Origin of the sequence: Candidatus Njordibacter sp. Uisw_058 (assembly GCF_047730065.1) — a bacterium.
In the GTDB taxonomy this organism is placed as follows: domain Bacteria; phylum Pseudomonadota; class Gammaproteobacteria; order Pseudomonadales; family Balneatricaceae; genus Njordibacter.
Genome location: NZ_CP159829.1, coordinates 2,965,520 through 2,984,057 on the forward strand (window position 1 = coordinate 2,965,520; position 18,538 = coordinate 2,984,057).

The window sequence follows — 18,538 nt, forward strand, 5'->3', positions numbered from 1 at the left end:
CTGTTGTTAGACGTTTGACCATAGCATAAAGCGGTTTTAACCTTCAATAGCTGTGTATATTATTTTGAACACCTGTATTCTGCTCAGCATATACATCATAAAGGCATCCAATAGTTTGTTTTATATACTATTATAAAAAATTAAAGATTGATTTTAATTCATATTACAACTTTTTTATAAAAAAATAATTATATTATTCCAAACATTAAGCTGTGAATGCTTGTCTATCGCCTCCATTCTGCTACCATCTCAGAAAGACCCATAAAAGAGACTTTTAGCTCATGCCCCATACCATTGCCTCCCCTATTGAGGCTGAAGCTTTTTTGAGCGCTCACCCAGACCTTGTGAGTGTGGATGTCTTATTGCCAGACCAACATGGCATTTTGCGAGGCAAGCGGGTGCCGGCAAACGAGTTAATCAAAGTGTATGAACAAGGTATTTATTTACCCGGGTCAGTATTTGCACTGGATATTAATGGTAATACGGTTGAAAGTACGGGTATCGGCTTTGACACAGGAGATTGTGATCAGCCCTGCAGAGTCATTGCTCATACCTTAACTATGGTGCCATGGCAGGATAAGCCCATAGCACAGTGTTTAATTACCATGGAACAGGCCCCTGGTGAGGCTTACTTTGCTAACCCACGTCAGGTATTGAATCAAATTTGTGATCAGTATCAAGCCCAAAACTTAACTCCCGTGGTAGCGGTTGAATTAGAGTTCTACCTCACCGATTTAAAACGCCTTGACTCGGGCCTATTGCAGCCACCAATAGCGCCAGTAACGGGCCTTCGCGAAGCAGACACGCAAGTTTATGCAATTGACAATATAGATGACTATAGTGCTCTTTTGGATGACATCATGCTGGCTGCCCAAGCGCAAAACATACCCGCATCTGCAGCCGTGGCTGAGTATGCCCCTGGACAATTTGAAATCAATTTACAGCATGTTGCAGATCCCCTCCTGGCTTGCGACCAAGCTATTTTGCTGAAACGGATTATTAAAAGTGTGAGTCGCAAGCATGGTTTTGGCGCTACCTTTATGGCCAAACCTTACGCTGATCAGGCAGGTAGTGGTCTGCACATTCACATGAGTTTACTCGATACTTCTAGCACCAATGTATTCGCTTGCAGTCAGCAACATCAGCCCAATCCGATGCTCAGCAAAGCTTTAGCTGGCTTACAAGCCACCATGGCTGAGACCATGGCTCTGCTGTGCCCCAAAGTGAATTCATATCGTCGCTTTCAACCTGACTTCTTTGTCGCCATGGCGCCAACATGGGGGGTGGATAACCGCACGGTTGCCTTGCGTGTCCCCAATGGCCCAAGCGCAGCTACCCGCATTGAACACCGTGTGGCAGGCGCTGATGCCAACCCTTATTTGGCCATGTCTGCATTACTTGCAGGCGCCCTTCACGGTATCAACCACAATTTATCTGTAGGCCCACAAACGACGGGTAATGGGGCTCAAAAAGTGACCTCTAGCTTGCCACTAAATTGGGTGGATGCCTATGCTAGGTTAAATGATAGTGAGTTTTCTGCAAACGCTTTTGGAGCTAAATTCATCCATGTTTACAGCCAAGTACAGCAACATGAATACGCCGAGTTTAACCGCCACGTCAGCAGTTTAGAAATAGACTGGTACCAACGAACACTCTAACCCGTAGGATTTTTATGAGCCAAACACATACCCACTCTTATTACGCCGCCAGCGCTAACCAAGAGTTGCAATGCCCCACTTTACAAGGCCATCACAGTGCGGATGTCTGCATTGTAGGCGCAGGTATTACTGGACTTAGTGCGGCTTTAAATCTAGCAGAAAGAGGCTATAAGGTCACGGTGCTCGAAGCTAATTTGGTGGGGTGGGGTGCTTCTGGACGCAGTGGTGGACAAATGATTTTTGGTTATGGCTGCGACATGTCTGTGATCGAAAAATCTGCGGGTAAGGTAGCGGCTAAAAGCATGTGGGACATGTCGGTTGAGGCCATTGACGTTCTGCGAGAGCGTGTAGAACAGCACCACATACAGTGTGATTTGCAGCAAGGCCATTTGCATGCGGCTATAAAGCCCCGCCAGATGAACGAAATTGAAGAATGGCAACACTGCCTAGAAAAAGATTATGGCTATGATAGTTTAACCCTGTGGGACCAGCAGGACGTGCAGTCAAAAATGCAGAGTGGGCGTTATCTTGGTGGTCTTTTTGATGCCAACTCGGGCCATATTCACCCTCTCAATTACACTTTAGGCTTAGCCCAAGCAGCCCTTGATGCAGGCGTGACTATTTATACTGACTCTGCCGTAACTAAGGTAACTAGAAAATCTCAAGCTAATGTTTGTCAGACCGCTCAAGGGCAAATTAAAGCGCAACAAGTGCTTTTTTGTGGTAACGCCTATATGGGTAAACTAGTGCCTGAAATTAGCAATAAAATAATGCCAGTTGGCACTTACATCGGTGCCACAGAACCCCTGGGGGAAGCGCGAGCCAAAGCCCTGATCAATAATAATATGGCCATTGCTGACGTTAATTTTGTATTAGATTACTTTCGCTTATCAGCGGACTATCGGATGCTTTTTGGCGGTCGCGTTAGCTACTCTACCTTAGCACCACCAAACCTCATGCACTCTATGCGTCAGCGTATGTTGGGTGTTTTTCCACAGTTGGCTGACGTTAAAATGGCCTATTCATGGGGTGGTAATGTGGCTATAACTATGAATCGAGGCCCTCACTTTGGCCGCGTTGGTCAAGACTTATACTTTGCACAAGGCTTTTCAGGACATGGCATTGCAGCCACGGGCTTGGCCGGTAAGCTGTTAGCAGAAGCCGTAGCAGGGCAAGCTGAGCGATTTGATTTATTTAAAGAGATTAGCCATCTACCTTTCCCTGGTGGTACTTTATTAAAAACCCCCGCACTCATGTTAGCCATGACTTGGTATCGCTTGCGGGATATGTTGTAGCCCATTTGAGTACATTGTTATTGGGATAGGTTGCCATTGTTGGCACTCACAACCTTAGCAGTTGTATCACCTAAATTGCGAAAGCGGTGGGGCAGATGGGTACGAAAAAAATAACCATCTCCAGTGACCAAATGATAAACCTGCTGATCCACTGTCAGTTCAATCTCGCCTTGCACCACAATACCCGCTTCTTCTCCATCGTACTTAATCATCTCGGCACCAGTATCAGCTCCAGGCGGATAAGTTTCGCTAAGTAAAGAAATATTTCGCTCTGCCACACCGTGGCCAATGAGCTTTATGGCGACTCCTTGAGCACTCATATCAGCCTGTTCATCAGCCTTAAAAACGACCTGATTACTCATCACTAGATCGGTGGTAAAAAACTCTTCCACTCCCATAGGAAAACCTTTAAGCACCTTAAGTAATGAGCTAAAGGATGGGCTTACGGTGTTTTTTTCGATCATGGAAATGGTGCTGTTAGTGACTCCTGCACGCTTGCCTAATTCGCGCTGTGACAGCCCTAAACGTTTACGAATGGTTTTTAATCTAGCTCCTAAGTCCAAAGTCTTAACTCCCTATAGTTCAATGACTCAGCATGCCTAGAGTGGCATGCTTACGCACACCCTCACGCCCTTGCCGATTGCAGTATTTATATCAACGACTCCACCTAACGAACGCGCACGTTCGTCTACACCAGATAACCCAAACCCAAGTTTTTTCTGTATGGGATCAAAGCCCACACCATTATCCTCAACCATTATGTGCATGTGTTGGTCAGTTATAGTTAAATGCACTTTAAGCCAATTTAGCTGAGCATGTTTAACGGCATTATTGACTAGTTCTTGCACAATACGGTAGCTGGCAATGCTATATAGTTCTTCTAGGTCGTTGACTGAATCATCAATGGTCAGGGCTAAATCAATGTTTTGTTCATCTAAGTGGAAGGCAATCATGCATTGCTCAACAGCCGCCTTCAGACCAAACGCATCTAAGGCCTCTGGCCTTAAGCGTTGAATCATATCACGCATGGTTGCATACAAAGCATCGGCTTGAGAGGTAATGTCTTGGGCGTAAGTCCCCACTAGCTCTGTGGTTTGTGCCTGCTCCAAAATGTGGGCGTTGATCTTAATCGCAGTCAAGGTTTGGCCAAACTCATCATGCAGTTCTCTAGCAATATGATGAATTTGGTCCTCCTGCACTCGAATCAACTGCTGCGCCAGGTTGGTATTCTCGTCACTTTGTCGTTGCAATTCTGCAGTTCGTTTAGCGACCATCATTTCTAGTTTTGTATGCTGCTGACTCAGTTCTAACAAACCCGCATCTCTTTGCAGTTGTAATCTATATTTGCTCAGTAAACTGCGGTAATAAAACCCATAAGCAATGCACATAAGCAAAACTAATAATGTGATTAATTTAATATGTTGGGAGTATAAGCCAGCAGGCTGTGAAAGCAGAACTTTAAAGGGCTGCGCCAAGTCATCTAGGTCGCCCCGAAACAATAAGGTTTCAATGTTTATGACCGGTAAGTCTAGAATTTGGGGAGTATTAAATTCTGCAGCTAACTGACCTTCTGGGCCATCAATTAACTGCACCTTTGCTGCGGGTACAATATCGGCGACGGAAGCCGCGATAGTATCTGCCCGAATAATTATTAATGTGGCGACATCCCCTGAATAAGATTTAATTGCCCTTGAAAACATTAAAGGCGGTTGGTAATCCTGATTATGACGCTGCTCCATTATGGCTTCAGTATCAGGCAATGTTTGGACCTTAATCAGGGCATAACCGCGCCCACCCTCTCGCAAGTTGAAGGTCTTAGAAGCAACCGGTACACCCGATGCAATGGAGGCCAGTAGCGTCTCACGCATATTGCTAACCGACATCATATCAAAGCCCATAAGTCCTTCAAGAGATGCAAAGAATGGGTCAATAAAAACAATAGGGTAGTGCGCGGGCACGCCAGTCAAGGCTTGATCGGGTTGATTTATCAGTTTCTTTTCTGTCCCGTAAGGAGTGACCTTATAGTCTGGGTAGCCAAGAGCACGCATGTCCTCTTCGTGTTTCAGTTTTTGACTCGCATCAACTCTAAACATCGCTTCAAACATATAGATGTGAGGGTAAGCGGCACGCATATATTGCGTGAAATCCCGTGTTTTTTGGAGGGCGTTAGGGTCTAAAGTGGCAAACAGGCTGCTAAAGCCAGCAAGTGCAACATCATTGGTCACAATTTGCTCTTGAATGTGATAAACCGCCAAGTGGGCGTTCTGTTTAAAATCAATTTGCTGGGTATTAACGATGGTCTTGGTAACAAGGAGCACCATCAACACTAAACTGCACAGAAACAGAAAACTACGCAGCAGGGTCGATGGCAAGACTAAATAATCTAGTGAGTTACCTTTATCCACAATTTAAATCCTTCAGTTCACCACATATGCAGAGCTTATTGTTTGTAAAACTAGAGCGAGGAATTTGAGCCAAGTTAGCAAAGCTATAGTGACTGAGTTGTGTGTAATAGTAAATTCCTGTGCATTAATGCAAGTATAGCAAAACTACTCGACGGTCACTGACTTGGCTAAGTTACGCGGTTGATCCACATCGGTACCTTTGATTATAGCCACATGATAAGACAGTAACTGCATTGGAATGGCATAGACAATGGGAGCTAGCACCTCATGTACTTTAGGCACAACGATTACATGAGTGGCTTCATCGGCGGCCATTTTTGCATGCGCATCGGCAAACACAAACAACTCACCTCCGCGGGCACGTACTTCTTGCATATTGGCCTTTAGCTTGTCGAGCATATCATCCTTAGGTGCAACCACAACCACTGGCATGTAGGCATCCACAAGAGCGAGTGGCCCGTGCTTAAGTTCTCCTGCTGGGTAGGCTTCAGCGTGGATGTAAGAAATTTCCTTTAGCTTTAGGGCACCTTCTGAAGCAATCGGGTACATGCTCCCCCGACCAAGGAATAAGGTGTGATGTTTATCAGCGAAGCGTTGCGCCACAGTTTCAATTTTAGCGTCCATTTGTAAACATTGTTGCAACACGCCAGGCAGAGTTTGCATGGCTTTAATGATGGGTTCAATGTCCATGCCTGAGCGCTGCTTAGTAAGCAGCAAAGTAAGGTGCAGTAAAGTGATCAATTGGGTGGTGAATGCCTTGGTGGATGCAACGCTGATCTCGGGCCCTGCTTGAGTTAACAGTACCATATCTGATTCACGCACAAGACTACTAGAGGCAACATTACAAATAGCTAAACTCGCTGCTAATTTAGTTTTATCAATGTGCCGCAGTGCCGCCAAACTATCAGCTGTTTCACCCGATTGAGATAAAGTAATCAGTAGAGTGTCCTCTGGAACAACAGCCTGACGATAACGGTATTCACTGGCAACTTCAATTTGGCATGCAAGGCCTGCTAAGCTTTCGATCCAATATTTAGCCACCATTCCAGCTAAGTAACTGGTACCACAGGCAATAATCTGCACGTTTTTGGCCTTCGATAAGGCTTCAATGGCGTCGTCGTTCAGGATATTCTGTAATTTTCCCGCAATGATTTGCTGGTCAATGAGATTCGCCACGGCTTTGGGCTGCTCGTTAATCTCTTTCAGCATAAAGTGCTTATAGGCACCTTTGTCACTACTTTCATCACCATGTTCGTAACGATAACTGGGGCGCACAACCTTGGCACCTTTTGCATCAGTGACAAGGACTTGGCTACGGCTGATTTCTGCTATGTCACCGTCTTCCAGAAACATAAATTGATCAGTCACTTGTAATAGGGCTAGTTGGTCTGACGCGATGTAGTTTTCATCACTGCCTAAACCAATCACTAATGGGCTACCCTTGCGGGCGGCGAGAAGTAAGTCTGGTTGGGTTTCATCGACCACGCCTAAAGCATACGCACCTTCACACCGACTGGCCGCATCCCGCACAGCTGCTGTAAGTGACATGCCCTGCTGACGATTTCGATGAATTAAATGGGCAATGACTTCGGTGTCAGTGTCACTCTCAAACCCATAACCTGTAGCGATAAGATCAGCTTTGATGGGTTCAAAGTTATCAATAATACCGTTGTGAACCACAGCTAAACTGCTGTGAGACCAATGGGGGTGGGCATTAGTTTCATTGGGAACACCATGGGTTGCCCAGCGGGTGTGAGCAATGCCTAAGCTACCGTCTAAGGGTTGTGCAGTTAGGGCTGCATCTAAACTCGCCACTTTTCCAACACGGCGGGTGCGCTGCAAGCCCTGCTCATTTAAAATAGCCACGCCTGAGGAATCATAGCCACGGTATTCTAGACGCTTGAGGCCTTCTACTAAAATACTACTGATATTTCGCTGTGCAATGGCACCCACTATTCCACACATAATACTCTTCCTTGATTATAGTTTTACGGGTTTGACCCAAGGGGCTATGTTGCGTTGTTTACCCCGAGCAATGGCGAGGTTGTCATTAGCGACGTCTTTAGTAATGGTGGATCCAGCTGCAATAGTTGCCCCTGCCCCAATGCTGACAGGGGCTACGATGGAACTATTTGAGCCAATGAAAGCGCCATCCGCAATGTGAGTTTTGAACTTATTAACTCCGTCAAAGTTACAGGTAATGGTGCCAGCACCTATATTGACATGTTCACCCACCTCGGTATCACCTAAATAAGTAAAGTGATTGGCTTTGGAACCGCTGCCTAAAGTGGTTTTTTTCGTTTCAACAAAGTTACCTACTTTGGCATTTTCATGCAAGATGGTGCCTGGGCGCAAACGTGCAAAAGGGCCAATGCTACAGTTTGCAGAAATTTGTGCCTGATCAATAACGCTATTGGCTAAGATCTGTGTGCCAGCACCAATATGAGCATCTTTAATATGGCAGTTTGGGCCAACATGAACACCATTGCCAAGGTGTACTTGACCTTCGATAATAACGTTGATGTCGATATAAATATCGGTGCCCGCTTTGAGCTCACCTCTTAAATCAAACCGACTTGGGTCAGCTAATTGTACCCCATCACTTAACAGTTGATGGGCTTGTTGCTGCTGGTGCCAGCGCTCTAGTGCTGCTAACTGCATGCGGTCATTAACGCCTTGGGTCTGTTGTGGAAAATCTGGTTGCAAGTAACCAATGGCAATACCATCATCCACAGCCATAGCAACAACGTCAGTGAGGTATATTTCACCCTGTGCATTATTACTTTCAATACGAGGTAACCAGGCGTTAAGGTAACTGGCTTTAACTGCCAAAATCCCCGTGTTAATTTCTTTGATTTGCAATTGCTCGGGGGTCGCGTCTTTGTGTTCAATAATAGCCTGAATAGGGCCGCTGTTATCAGGACCTTGGCGCACAATGCGACCGTATCCACTCGCATCATTAAGGTTCACCGTTAGCAGTGCAAGCTTCCCTTGCCCTGCTTGCTCGGTCAGTTTTTGCATAAGCGCTGCCGGAACTAAAGGCACGTCGCCATATAAGACCAAGACGATGGCGTCACTATCAACGGCCGGCATGGCTTGAGCCACAGCGTGACCCGTGCCTAATTGCTCTGCTTGTAAGACACACTTGACACCCAAGGAAGCAACAACAGCTTCTACTTGGTGGGCTTGGTGCCCAACAACAATATGTGTTTGGCCAGGCTGAAGTCTTTGAGCTTGTTCAATGGTGTGCACCAACATCGGCTTACCAGCTAACGGGTGCAGCACTTTAGGCTTTTCAGAGCGCATACGTGTGCCTTGGCCTGCGGCGAGAATGATCACTTCTAACGACATTAACAGTCCTTGCTAGATGTTAGTAATTGGGAGTCTTTAAGTTAGACGCTAAAAGAGACTAAAGTTCATCAAGTTTTGCTTAATTATGCTTAATGTCCACAATGGAATCCACCCAACGACCTAGTGTTATAATTTTTAAGGGTATCAGCTTGGATTTTTTAGGGCTGAGTTCTTTACAATGGTATTATAACGCGCTTGCTCGCCCCTTGTATCCATTCATAAACAGCTGGCGCGCTTTGATAATGTTTAAGGCATAAAAAAAGCAGCCTTAGCTGCTTTTTTAGACTCGTCATTAGAGGCAATTACTTACCCAATTTTTGACGAATCTGACGTAACGTACGAAGTTGAGCTGCAGCTTCAGCTAACTGGCCAGCTGCGCGTGAATATTCAAATTCTGAACTTCTATCTGCCATGGCCTGTTCGGCCTGACGACTGGCTTCTTCTGCAGCAGCTTCATTTAGATCAGCTGCGCGGAGTGCGGTGTCCGCCATCAAGATAACCTTGTGGGGCTGAACCTCTAAGAAACCACCAGAAACGTAAAATATGTCTTCTTCACCAGATTCCATGCGCAAGCGCACAGGACCGGGTTTGACTTCACTCAGGAGTGGTGTGTGGCCCGGATAAATACCCAGCTCGCCCAACGTACCTGTAAGTGAGATAAACTCTACCTTACCTTCAAAGATGGATTCTTCTGCACTAACGATGTCGCAATCTACACTGGTAGCCATATGATTATCCTCTTAAGCAGGACTTACCCTATTGGCCATAGCCAATAGATCTAAGCCCATACAATTACATGCTCTTGGCTTTCTCGACTACTTCTTCAATACCGCCAACCATGTAAAAGGCTTGCTCTGGAAGATCGTCGTATTCACCAGCCAAAATACCCTTAAAGGCAGCAATTGTGTCCTTTAGTGATACATATTTACCGGAAGCTCCAGTAAAGACTTCAGCTACGAAGAAAGGCTGTGACAAGAAACGCTGAATCTTACGCGCTCGCGTTACCGCTTGCTTGTCTTCATCAGATAATTCATCCATACCCAAGATGGCAATAATGTCCTTCAACTCTTTGTAGCGTTGAAGAATACCCTGCACACCACGAGCCACGTCATAATGCTCTTGGCCAATAACTAATGGGTCTAATTGGCGTGAGCTAGAGTCAAGTGGATCGATGGCTGGGTAGATACCCAATTCTGCAATTTGACGAGACAGCACAACAGTCGCATCTAGGTGAGAGAATGTGGTTGCTGGCGATGGATCAGTTAAGTCGTCTGCAGGTACGTATACCGCTTGGATCGAGGTGATTGAACCGGTCTTAGTCGAGGTAATACGCTCCTGCAAAACACCCATTTCTGATGCAAGCGTAGGCTGGTAACCTACAGCAGATGGCATACGGCCTAGTAGTGCAGACACTTCAGTTCCTGCTAGGGTGTAACGGTATATGTTGTCAACAAACAACAATACATCACGACCTTCGTCACGGAACTGTTCAGCCATAGTTAGGCCAGTTAGTGCCACACGTAGACGGTTTCCTGGAGGCTCATTCATCTGGCCGTAGACTAGAGATACTTTGTCCAAAACGTTGGACTCTTTCATCTCATAGTAGAAATCGTTACCTTCACGGGTCCGCTCACCTACGCCTGCAAACACAGAATAACCACTGTGCTCAATGGCGATGTTACGAATAAGCTCCATCATGTTTACAGTCTTGCCTACACCAGCACCACCGAATAGTCCAACCTTACCGCCTTTGGCGAAAGGACAAACTAAGTCGATTACTTTGATGCCAGTCTCTAGCAGTTCATTACTGGCTGACTGCTCGGCGTAAGATGGAGCTTTACGATGAATTGGCATACGGGTTTCTTCACCAATAGGGCCGCACTGGTCGATGGGGTTACCCAATACGTCCATGATGCGACCAAGGGTGGCTGTTCCAACAGGCACTTTAATGGCGCCACCAGTGTTAGATACATCTAAACCACGGCTTAGACCTTCGGTCTGGCCCATGGCGATAGTGCGTACTACGCCGTCACCTAACTGCTGCTGAACTTCTAAGGTGGTTCCCTTAGTGTCTACAGTTAGTGCGTCATATACTTTTGGCACAGAATCACGTGGAAATTCCACGTCGATTACAGCACCGATAATCTGTACGATACGTCCACTACTCATAATTTTATCCTCTATCGAAAACTAATGCTTATTACTCAGGTTAAACGGCTGCCGCGCCACTCACAATCTCAGAAATTTCCTGAGTAATTGCAGATTGACGGGCCTTGTTGTATATCATCTGAAGGTCATCAATCAGATCACCCGCGTTATCGGTGGCGCTTTTCATAGCGATCATCCGCGCGGCCTGCTCACAAGCGTTATTTTCTACTACAGCTTGATACACTAAAGATTCTACATAACGGGTCAAAAGGCCAGTGAGTAGTTCACGGGCATCTGGTTCGTATAAGTAGTCCCAATGGTGGCTCATGCCGTCATCATTCGGGTCTGCCAGCAACGGCAGAAGTTGTACTACGTTGGGTTGCTGGGTCATGGTATTAACAAAGTTGTTGTATACCACATACACCGCGTCCAACCGTCCTTCATCATAACTATCAAGCATGATCTTAACCGCACCAATGAGTTCAGCAACTTCTGCCTTTTCACCGAGTTGGGACTTACTTGAGACGACGTTACCGCCGTAGTTATTAAAGAAGGTTGCTGATTTAGAACCAATGGCACAGATGTCTATTTCAACGCCATTTTGATCATGTTCAGCCATGCTCTGTACAGTTTTCTTAAACACGTTAATGTTTAAGCCACCACACAGACCACGATCGGAAGAAACCACTATGTAACCCACCCGCTTAAGCTCTCGCTGCTGCAGATACAGATGCTTATATTCAGGGTTAGACCGCGCAAGGTGAGCGATGACTTCAAGCATTTTATCTGCGTAAGGACGACTCTGATTCATGCGATCTTGTGCTTTACGCATTTTACTCGCCGCCACCATTTCCATGGCACTAGTGATTTTTTGCGTTCCCTTAATACTCGCAATCTGGGTCTTTATTTCTTTTCCGACTGCCATATGCTTACCTATCTTTTAACTAACTTGGTTAGTAGCAAGGCCTCAAAAATATGAGGCCCGAAGCCACTACCAGGTTTGAGTTGCCTTAAACTGCTCTAGGGCAGACTTAAAGTTGGCGGCTATTTCGTCGTTGAAGTTGCCAGATTCGTTAACCTGGGTCATCACGGCGGTATGCTCGCTGTTCATGTAAGACATTAGAGCCGTTTCGAAGTCACCAACTTTATGAAGATCGACGTCTGAAAGGAAACCTTCGTTAGCTGCAAAAAGACTGATTGCCATGTCGGCTACACTCAGTGGTGAATACTGGTGCTGCTTCATTAGTTCGGTCACACTTTGACCATGTTCCAACTGTGCGCGTGTTGCGTCATCCAAGTCGGAAGCAAACTGAGAGAAAGCAGCCAACTCGCGGTACTGGGCTAAAGCCAAACGTATACCACCACCTAACTTCTTGATGATCTTAGTTTGTGCTGCACCACCTACACGAGAAACCGATAAACCTGCGTTAATTGCGGGCCGGACTCCAGCGTTAAACAAGTCAGTTTCTAAGAAAATCTGGCCGTCTGTAATGGAGATTACGTTAGTTGGCACAAAGGCTGACACGTCACCACCTTGGGTTTCAATAATAGGCAGGGCCGTTAACGAACCAGTTTTACCTTTTACTTCACCTTTGGTGAACTCTTCTACGTACTCAGCATTCACTCGAGATGCACGTTCTAGTAAACGTGAGTGTAAATAAAATACATCACCAGGATAAGCTTCACGACCCGGAGGACGACGAAGTAATAAAGAGATTTGGCGATATGCCCAAGCTTGCTTGGTTAAGTCATCAAATACGATCAATGCATCTTCACCGCGATCGCGGAAATATTCACCCATGGTACAACCAGCGTACGGTGATAGGAACTGCAAGGCAGCCGAATCAGCGGCACCCGCATTAACGACGATGGTATGAGCCATGGCGCCATGTTCTTCCAATTTACGTACCACGTTGGCAATGGTAGATTGCTTCTGGCCAATAGCGACGTAAACACACTTAACACCTGTATGTTTTTGGTTGATGATTGCATCGATGGCGATAGCAGACTTACCCGTCTGGCGATCACCAATGATTAATTCACGTTGGCCCCGACCTACAGGCACCATGGCGTCAATCGCTTTTAGGCCAGTTTGCACTGGCTGGTCAACAGACTTACGCTCAATCACGCCTGGCGCTACCTTTTCAACAGCATCAGTTAAACTGGCGTTGATTGGGCCTTTACCGTCGATCGCGTTGCCTAAGGCATCTACCACACGCCCTAATAGTTCAGGCCCTACTGGCACTTCTAAAATACGACCAGTACAGCGAGCAGTTTGGCCTTCGACCAACTCTTCATAGTCACCTAACACTACAGCGCCAACAGAGTCGCGCTCTAGGTTCATGGCCATGCCATAAATACCACCAGGGAACTCAATCATTTCCCCGTACATTGCGTCAGCTAAGCCGTGGATCAGTACGATACCATCAGCTACGCTAACAATTGTGCCCTCATTTTGGGCTTCAGATGAAACATCAAGCTGCTCAATGCGCTGCTTGATAATTTCACTGATCTCTGAAGGATTTAGTTGTTGCATGCTTTATTCCTCACACTCAGGCATTAACGGCCTCAGCCAGTTTGCTTAATTTGCCTTTAACGGAGCCATCAATTACTAGGTCGCCCGCATAGACGATAACACCACCAATCAATGAAGCATCGGCAGTACTGGTAATATTAATTTCCCGCGACAACATAGCGTTTAATGCTTGAGTCAGTTTGTCTTGTTGCTCATTGCCTAACTCAAAAGCACTGACGATAGAAACATCTACCGACTGCTCTTGGTTAGCCTTTAAAGTTTCATATAGAGCAGAAACATCAGGCAGCAATGACAAGCGCTTGTTTTCGGCCAACAAATTCACAAAATTCTGTGCTTGCTGAGATAATGGGTGACTGGTGTGAACTACATCAATCACTAGCTGGGCTTTTTGTGTGGCCGTCAGTTCAGGATTATCCAAAACGTGGGCTAAACTAGGTTCCGCAACCACAGTTGCAGCTAAGTTCAAAAATTCCGACCAGCTTCCCAAGTCGCCCTGGGCCAATGCCGTTTCGAAAGCGGCCTTGGTGTAAGGACGGGCAACAGTAATGGATTCAGCCATTGTTAACCTCTCTTTATCTTACAGTTCGGCTGCCAACTTATTGACAAGCTCTCTATGGTTGTTTACATCTATTGATGCGCCTAGGATTTTTTCTGCACCAGCAACCACAAGAGTTGCAACTTGAGCGCGAAGCGCTTCTTTGGCACGGTTAATTTCCTGTTCAACATCGGCTGCTGCTGCCGCTTTAATACGGTCACCCTCAGCTTGAGCTGTTTCTTTAGCTTCATCAACGATCTGGCTGGCGCGTTTATTAGCTTGCTCTATAAGAACAGCGGCTTGCGCTTTGCTTTCTTGCAGAGCTGCTTCCACAGACTGTTGAGCATCAGCTAGTTCGCGTGCAGCTTTATCAGCTGCATCTAAACCTTCAGCGATCTTCTTTTGACGTTCTGCCAAAGCCGCAGTGAGCGGTGGCCAAACAAACTTCATGCACAAGTACACGAAGATGGCAAAAGAAATCATCTGGCCCAAAATTGTCATGTTCATATTCATGGCTAGACCTCCATCCGTATGGGTTGGTTAAAGATGACTTTAGGCAACCGCAAACATGATGTAGAGGCTGATACCAACACCAATCATAGGCACCGCATCAGTCAAACCCATAATGATGAAAAACTGTGTGCGCAGTAGTGGAATCAATTCTGGCTGACGCGCAGCGCCTTCCAAGAACTTACCTCCCAATACACCGATACCAACAGCCGCTGCAAGCGCAGACATGCCGAGGATAAAAGCACCAGCAAAATATAGTGAGGCACTAGCAGCAATCTTTGCTATTTCTAATTCCATTTCCATTGTGTTTCTCCAGTTAAGTGAGATTAGTAGTTTAAAGTAAAAAGGTAATGATTAATGATGGTCGTGAGCCATCGCCAAATACACAATGGTCAGCACCATAAAGATGAATGCCTGCAATGTGATGATTAGGATGTGGAACAAGGCCCACGGCACCGATAATAGCCATTGAGCCCAAAAGGGCAGTAGCGCAATCAGAATAAAGATCATTTCACCAGCGTACATATTGCCGAACAAACGCAGCGCCAAAGAAATAGGTTTCGCAATCAAGCCCACGACTTCAAGTAGAAGGTTAAAGGGTAGGGCCCACTTGCCTAGTGGCTGCAAGCTTAATTCGGCCATAAAGCCTCCAATGCCTTTTTGCTTAATTGAATAAAAGACAATAAGAAAAAAGATGGAGAAAGAAATACCCATGGTGACGTTGAGGTCTGTGGAAGGGACGATCTTCATAAAGGGTATGCCCACCACCGCAGCCAGATGTGGGATCCAATCCACTGGCACCAAGTCCATGAGATTCATCAAGAATACCCACACAAAAATGGTTAATGCCATAGGGGCAATGAGGGCACTTTTGTGGTGAAACATACTTTTAACGCTGTCGTCCACAAACTCAATGATCATTTCAATGAAATTTTGCACTCCACCGGGTACCCCCGTAGTGGCCGTCTTAGCCACTCGGCTAAATAGCCAGATAAAAAATGCACCAAGGCCCACAGACCAAACCATAGAATCAACGTTAATGGACATAAAACCCATATCAACGACTTCTTGGCCACTCTGTGCGAAGCTCCAGCCGTTCACTGGATGCTTGCCATAGGTTAAATTAGTTAGGTGATGAGCGATATACTCAGAGGACGTCATGCCACTAGCCATGCTTTATCTCACTTTTTTTTCGTAGAAGTTTGTTTATCTATAACTACTGGTAACACTGCTGCAAGCAGATGAGAACCAATAAAGGCAATGAGTAAGGCTAATGGGTTTAATGGTTTAACAAAGCCAAACACTAAACAGAATAAGATAACCGTAAAGGTTATTTTAAGCACTTCATTACCATACATTTGCGCCAAAGTGTCCCCTACATCAGCCTTCTGTAGACTCGAGCCCCGCTTGTTACCCCGGGAAAATTCTCGTTTAACAGCCCAATAGGCAGGTAGGCTATAAATGGCACCACCAAGAATTACAGACATTCCCATAATCCAGTCTGTTATAGATAAACCAACTCCAATCAAGGCTATTAAAAGAGCCTGATAGGTTAATGTCTTTTGCAACCAAAGGGGGGCTTTATTGAGCGCCATAAGTGCTTACAAAATCCGTTGTTTGTTGGTCTAAACTAGACTCTCTGCGGCAACAATCACCACAGCGCCGCAGATTATAGGGAGTTTGCGCGTAAATCTCAACAAATTTCATGTTTAAAAAGTGATTTACTGGTATTCCTAATTTGGTTAAAACACCTTCGACTAGGCATCGAGTCTAGCGATGATGCCGTCAAGTTGGTCTAAAGACGAATAACTAATGGTTAGTTTACCTTTGCCTTTGGTTGATTGCTTAATATTAACCACAGCGCCGATGGTATCGGACAGACGATTTTGCAGACGGTTAATGTCGGCATCAATGGCGGGGATAGCCACGTCTTTTGGTGTTTGTTGGGCTTTTCTAACCAACTCTTCCGTTTGACGAACAGACAGGCCTTTAGCCACGACTTCACGCGCTGAAGTTAATTGTTTTTCATTTTCTAGCACTAACAAACTTCGGGCATGACCCATCTCTAAGTCTCCCCGCTCTAGCATGAGTCTTACAGGTTCTGTAAGTTGCAGTAAACGCAATAAATTAGCAATGGCACTACGAGACTTGCCAACCGCATCAGCAACCTCTTGTTGGGTGAGTTCAAACTCTTGCTGCAAACGTTGTAAGGCAAACGCTTCTTCAATGGAGTTAAGGTCTTCACGTTGTATATTTTCTATCAGCGCCATAGCTATGGCTGCTTCGTCAGGCACTTCTTTAATTAGCGCGGGTATGCTGTCTAGTTGAGCCAACTGAGCAGCCCGCCAGCGGCGTTCACCTGCAATAATTTCGTAGCGATCTACACCCACACTGCGCACCACGATGGGTTGCATGATGCCATGAACACGGATTGAGGCCGCTAATTCATCTAACGCCTCTGGTTCTATGTCTCTGCGGGGCTGATAAACACCACGTTGAATCCACTCCACCGGTAATTCTTGTAAACCATCTTTGCCGCTGGGTTGGTCTTGTGTTAAGTCAACATCAAGACTACCAGAACCTTGCAGCAAAGCTTCTAAACCTCGATTTAGGCCACGTTTTTTAACCATAATACAGCTCTATTTTTTTTCTTGTTGACGAATAAATTCACTAGCTAAGGCCAGATAAGCCACAGCACCTCGAGAATGCTTATCATACAATAGTGCTGGAAGTCCGTGACTCGGGGCTTCGGCTAAACGCACATTGCGTGGAATGACAGTTCGGTAGACTAAATCACCAAAGTGGTTGATTAACTGATGTGATACATCATTAGTCAAGCTATTCCGAGGGTCGTACATGGTTCGTAATATTCCTTCTATCACTAACTCTGGGTTAAGGCTATTTTTAATAAACTTGACCGTGTTAAGTAAAGCACTAATACCTTCTAGGGCATAATATTCACATTGCATTGGCACTAAAACGCTATTTGCGCAAGCCAGGGCGTTAACGGTTAACATATTTAGAGATGGTGGGCAGTCAATTAACACAAAATCATATCGGCTTTGTAATTGAGTTAAGGCCAAGCGCAAGCGCGCTTCTTTTTTCTGAACCTGAATTAGTTCAACTTCCGCAGCAGTTAAATCACCATTCGATGGCAGTAGATCATAACCAGCAGGTGTGCTTATCTGTATTACTTGATTAACATCTACTTTTTGCGTGAGTACATCGAGAACCGAATGACTTAATGTATTTTTATCGATACCACTGCCCATGGTGGTATTACCCTGTGGGTCTAAATCGATGACTAATACTCTACGCTTGGTGGCCACTAGAGACGCAGCTAGATTAACACAAGTGGTCGTTTTACCTACCCCGCCTTTTTGATTAGTTATCGCTATGACTTTGCTCACAAGTGACCTACGTGGGTTGCTTTTGGATAGTTATCAGGTGGCGTTCAGCATCTACGCCGGGTACCTGCAGGACGTCACAGTCTAGCAGGCAATAGTTGGCGGGCATAGCGTCTAACTCTGCAGCTGGGTAGATGCCCTTCATTGCCACAAAAAAACCATCTAATGTCACCAATTGTTGGCAGCCATTTAACATATCCTTAATGGTAGCAAAGGCGCGCGAAAGGATCACATCATAACCAAGTTCTGGTAAATAATTTTCGCAGCGCTGATTGATGATTTCTACGTTGTTGAGTTGATGTAGGTGCTTAAAATGAGTGAGAAAACGAGTCTTTTTGCCATTGGTATCAAGTAAATGAACGATCTTTTGTGGCCACACAATCGCTAACACCATACCAGGTAGCCCAGCGCCAGTACCAATGTCAATAAAACGATTGCCATTGAGTTTAGCTAAACATCGAATAATGGCTAGACTATCGAATATATGCAGTTTAATCATGTCTAAGGGATCGCGTACAGCGGTCAAATTATAAGCTTTATTCCATTTCGATAGTTGTTCTATATAACTGACCAGTAAATCAAGCTGTTGTGCTGTAAGTTCAATAGTAAGGGCACGACTACCTGTTTTAATTAATTCTCGCCATTGTATTTGCGCTTCTTTTTGGTTTATAGCAGATTGCGTTAACATCATTG

At 45.6% G+C, this 18,538-nt stretch carries 18 protein-coding genes; 2 read left to right on the top strand and 16 right to left on the bottom strand.

What is annotated here, in order from left to right; genetic code table 11:
• Positions 1-281 precede the first annotated feature (281 nt).
• On the top strand, positions 282-1,658 hold the full coding sequence (locus ABXT59_RS13875) for a glutamine synthetase family protein (RefSeq protein WP_443636821.1): 1,377 nt from the start codon (positions 282-284) through the stop codon (positions 1,656-1,658).
• A 14-nt stretch (positions 1,659-1,672) separates the two neighbouring features.
• Positions 1,673-2,953 (top strand): NAD(P)/FAD-dependent oxidoreductase, encoded by a 1,281-nt coding sequence (locus tag ABXT59_RS13880; protein ID WP_443636822.1) that lies wholly within the window; start codon positions 1,673-1,675, stop codon positions 2,951-2,953.
• Positions 2,954-2,970: 17 nt separating this feature from the next.
• Here ABXT59_RS13880 and ABXT59_RS13885 read toward each other — a convergent pair whose 3' ends face one another.
• From ABXT59_RS13885 to rsmG, 16 genes are all read right to left on the bottom strand, one after another.
• On the bottom strand, positions 2,971-3,516 hold the full coding sequence (locus ABXT59_RS13885) for a cupin domain-containing protein (protein ID WP_443636823.1): 546 nt from the start codon (positions 3,514-3,516) through the stop codon (positions 2,971-2,973).
• Positions 3,517-3,552: 36 nt separating this feature from the next.
• Complete coding sequence (locus ABXT59_RS13890; RefSeq protein WP_443636825.1) at positions 3,553-5,358, bottom strand: CHASE domain-containing protein; 1,806 nt, start codon at positions 5,356-5,358, stop codon at positions 3,553-3,555.
• A 144-nt stretch (positions 5,359-5,502) separates the two neighbouring features.
• On the bottom strand, positions 5,503-7,323 hold the full coding sequence (glmS, locus tag ABXT59_RS13895) for a glutamine--fructose-6-phosphate transaminase (isomerizing) (protein ID WP_443636827.1): 1,821 nt from the start codon (positions 7,321-7,323) through the stop codon (positions 5,503-5,505).
• Between the two features lie 15 nt (positions 7,324-7,338).
• Positions 7,339-8,709: a bifunctional UDP-N-acetylglucosamine diphosphorylase/glucosamine-1-phosphate N-acetyltransferase GlmU gene (glmU, locus tag ABXT59_RS13900; protein ID WP_443636829.1), complete on the bottom strand. Its 1,371-nt coding sequence runs from the start codon at positions 8,707-8,709 to the stop codon at positions 7,339-7,341.
• Between the two features lie 302 nt (positions 8,710-9,011).
• The gene (locus ABXT59_RS13905) at positions 9,012-9,437 is read right to left on the bottom strand and encodes a F0F1 ATP synthase subunit epsilon (protein WP_443636831.1); all 426 of its coding nucleotides are present in this window, start codon (positions 9,435-9,437) and stop codon (positions 9,012-9,014) included.
• Positions 9,438-9,501: 64 nt separating this feature from the next.
• Complete coding sequence (atpD, locus tag ABXT59_RS13910) at positions 9,502-10,878, bottom strand: F0F1 ATP synthase subunit beta (protein WP_443636833.1); 1,377 nt, start codon at positions 10,876-10,878, stop codon at positions 9,502-9,504.
• A gap of 40 nt (positions 10,879-10,918) precedes the next feature.
• Positions 10,919-11,782 (bottom strand): F0F1 ATP synthase subunit gamma, encoded by an 864-nt coding sequence (atpG, locus tag ABXT59_RS13915; RefSeq protein ID WP_443636834.1) that lies wholly within the window; start codon positions 11,780-11,782, stop codon positions 10,919-10,921.
• Between the two features lie 66 nt (positions 11,783-11,848).
• Positions 11,849-13,393: a F0F1 ATP synthase subunit alpha gene (gene atpA / locus ABXT59_RS13920; protein WP_443636835.1), complete on the bottom strand. Its 1,545-nt coding sequence runs from the start codon at positions 13,391-13,393 to the stop codon at positions 11,849-11,851.
• Positions 13,394-13,409: 16 nt separating this feature from the next.
• Positions 13,410-13,952, bottom strand: a complete 543-nt coding sequence (locus ABXT59_RS13925) for a F0F1 ATP synthase subunit delta (RefSeq protein WP_443636836.1) — start codon at positions 13,950-13,952, stop codon at positions 13,410-13,412.
• Between the two features lie 18 nt (positions 13,953-13,970).
• Complete coding sequence (locus ABXT59_RS13930; protein ID WP_443636837.1) at positions 13,971-14,441, bottom strand: F0F1 ATP synthase subunit B; 471 nt, start codon at positions 14,439-14,441, stop codon at positions 13,971-13,973.
• Positions 14,442-14,480: 39 nt separating this feature from the next.
• Positions 14,481-14,741 carry a F0F1 ATP synthase subunit C gene (gene atpE / locus ABXT59_RS13935; RefSeq protein ID WP_443636838.1) on the bottom strand — a complete coding sequence of 87 codons (261 nt, stop codon included), beginning with the start codon at positions 14,739-14,741 and terminating at the stop codon, positions 14,481-14,483.
• Between the two features lie 51 nt (positions 14,742-14,792).
• On the bottom strand, positions 14,793-15,611 hold the full coding sequence (gene atpB, locus ABXT59_RS13940) for a F0F1 ATP synthase subunit A (protein ID WP_443636839.1): 819 nt from the start codon (positions 15,609-15,611) through the stop codon (positions 14,793-14,795).
• An 8-nt stretch (positions 15,612-15,619) separates the two neighbouring features.
• Positions 15,620-16,033 (bottom strand): ATP synthase subunit I, encoded by a 414-nt coding sequence (locus tag ABXT59_RS13945; protein WP_443636841.1) that lies wholly within the window; start codon positions 16,031-16,033, stop codon positions 15,620-15,622.
• Positions 16,034-16,195: 162 nt separating this feature from the next.
• Positions 16,196-17,068, bottom strand: coding sequence for a ParB/RepB/Spo0J family partition protein (locus ABXT59_RS13950; RefSeq protein ID WP_443636842.1), 873 nt, complete (start codon positions 17,066-17,068; stop codon positions 16,196-16,198).
• Positions 17,069-17,077: 9 nt separating this feature from the next.
• Positions 17,078-17,848, bottom strand: coding sequence for a ParA family protein (locus tag ABXT59_RS13955; RefSeq protein ID WP_443636843.1), 771 nt, complete (start codon positions 17,846-17,848; stop codon positions 17,078-17,080).
• Between the two features lie 7 nt (positions 17,849-17,855).
• Positions 17,856-18,536 carry a 16S rRNA (guanine(527)-N(7))-methyltransferase RsmG gene (gene rsmG / locus ABXT59_RS13960; RefSeq protein WP_443636844.1) on the bottom strand — a complete coding sequence of 227 codons (681 nt, stop codon included), beginning with the start codon at positions 18,534-18,536 and terminating at the stop codon, positions 17,856-17,858.
• Between the last annotated feature and the right edge of the window lie 2 nt (positions 18,537-18,538).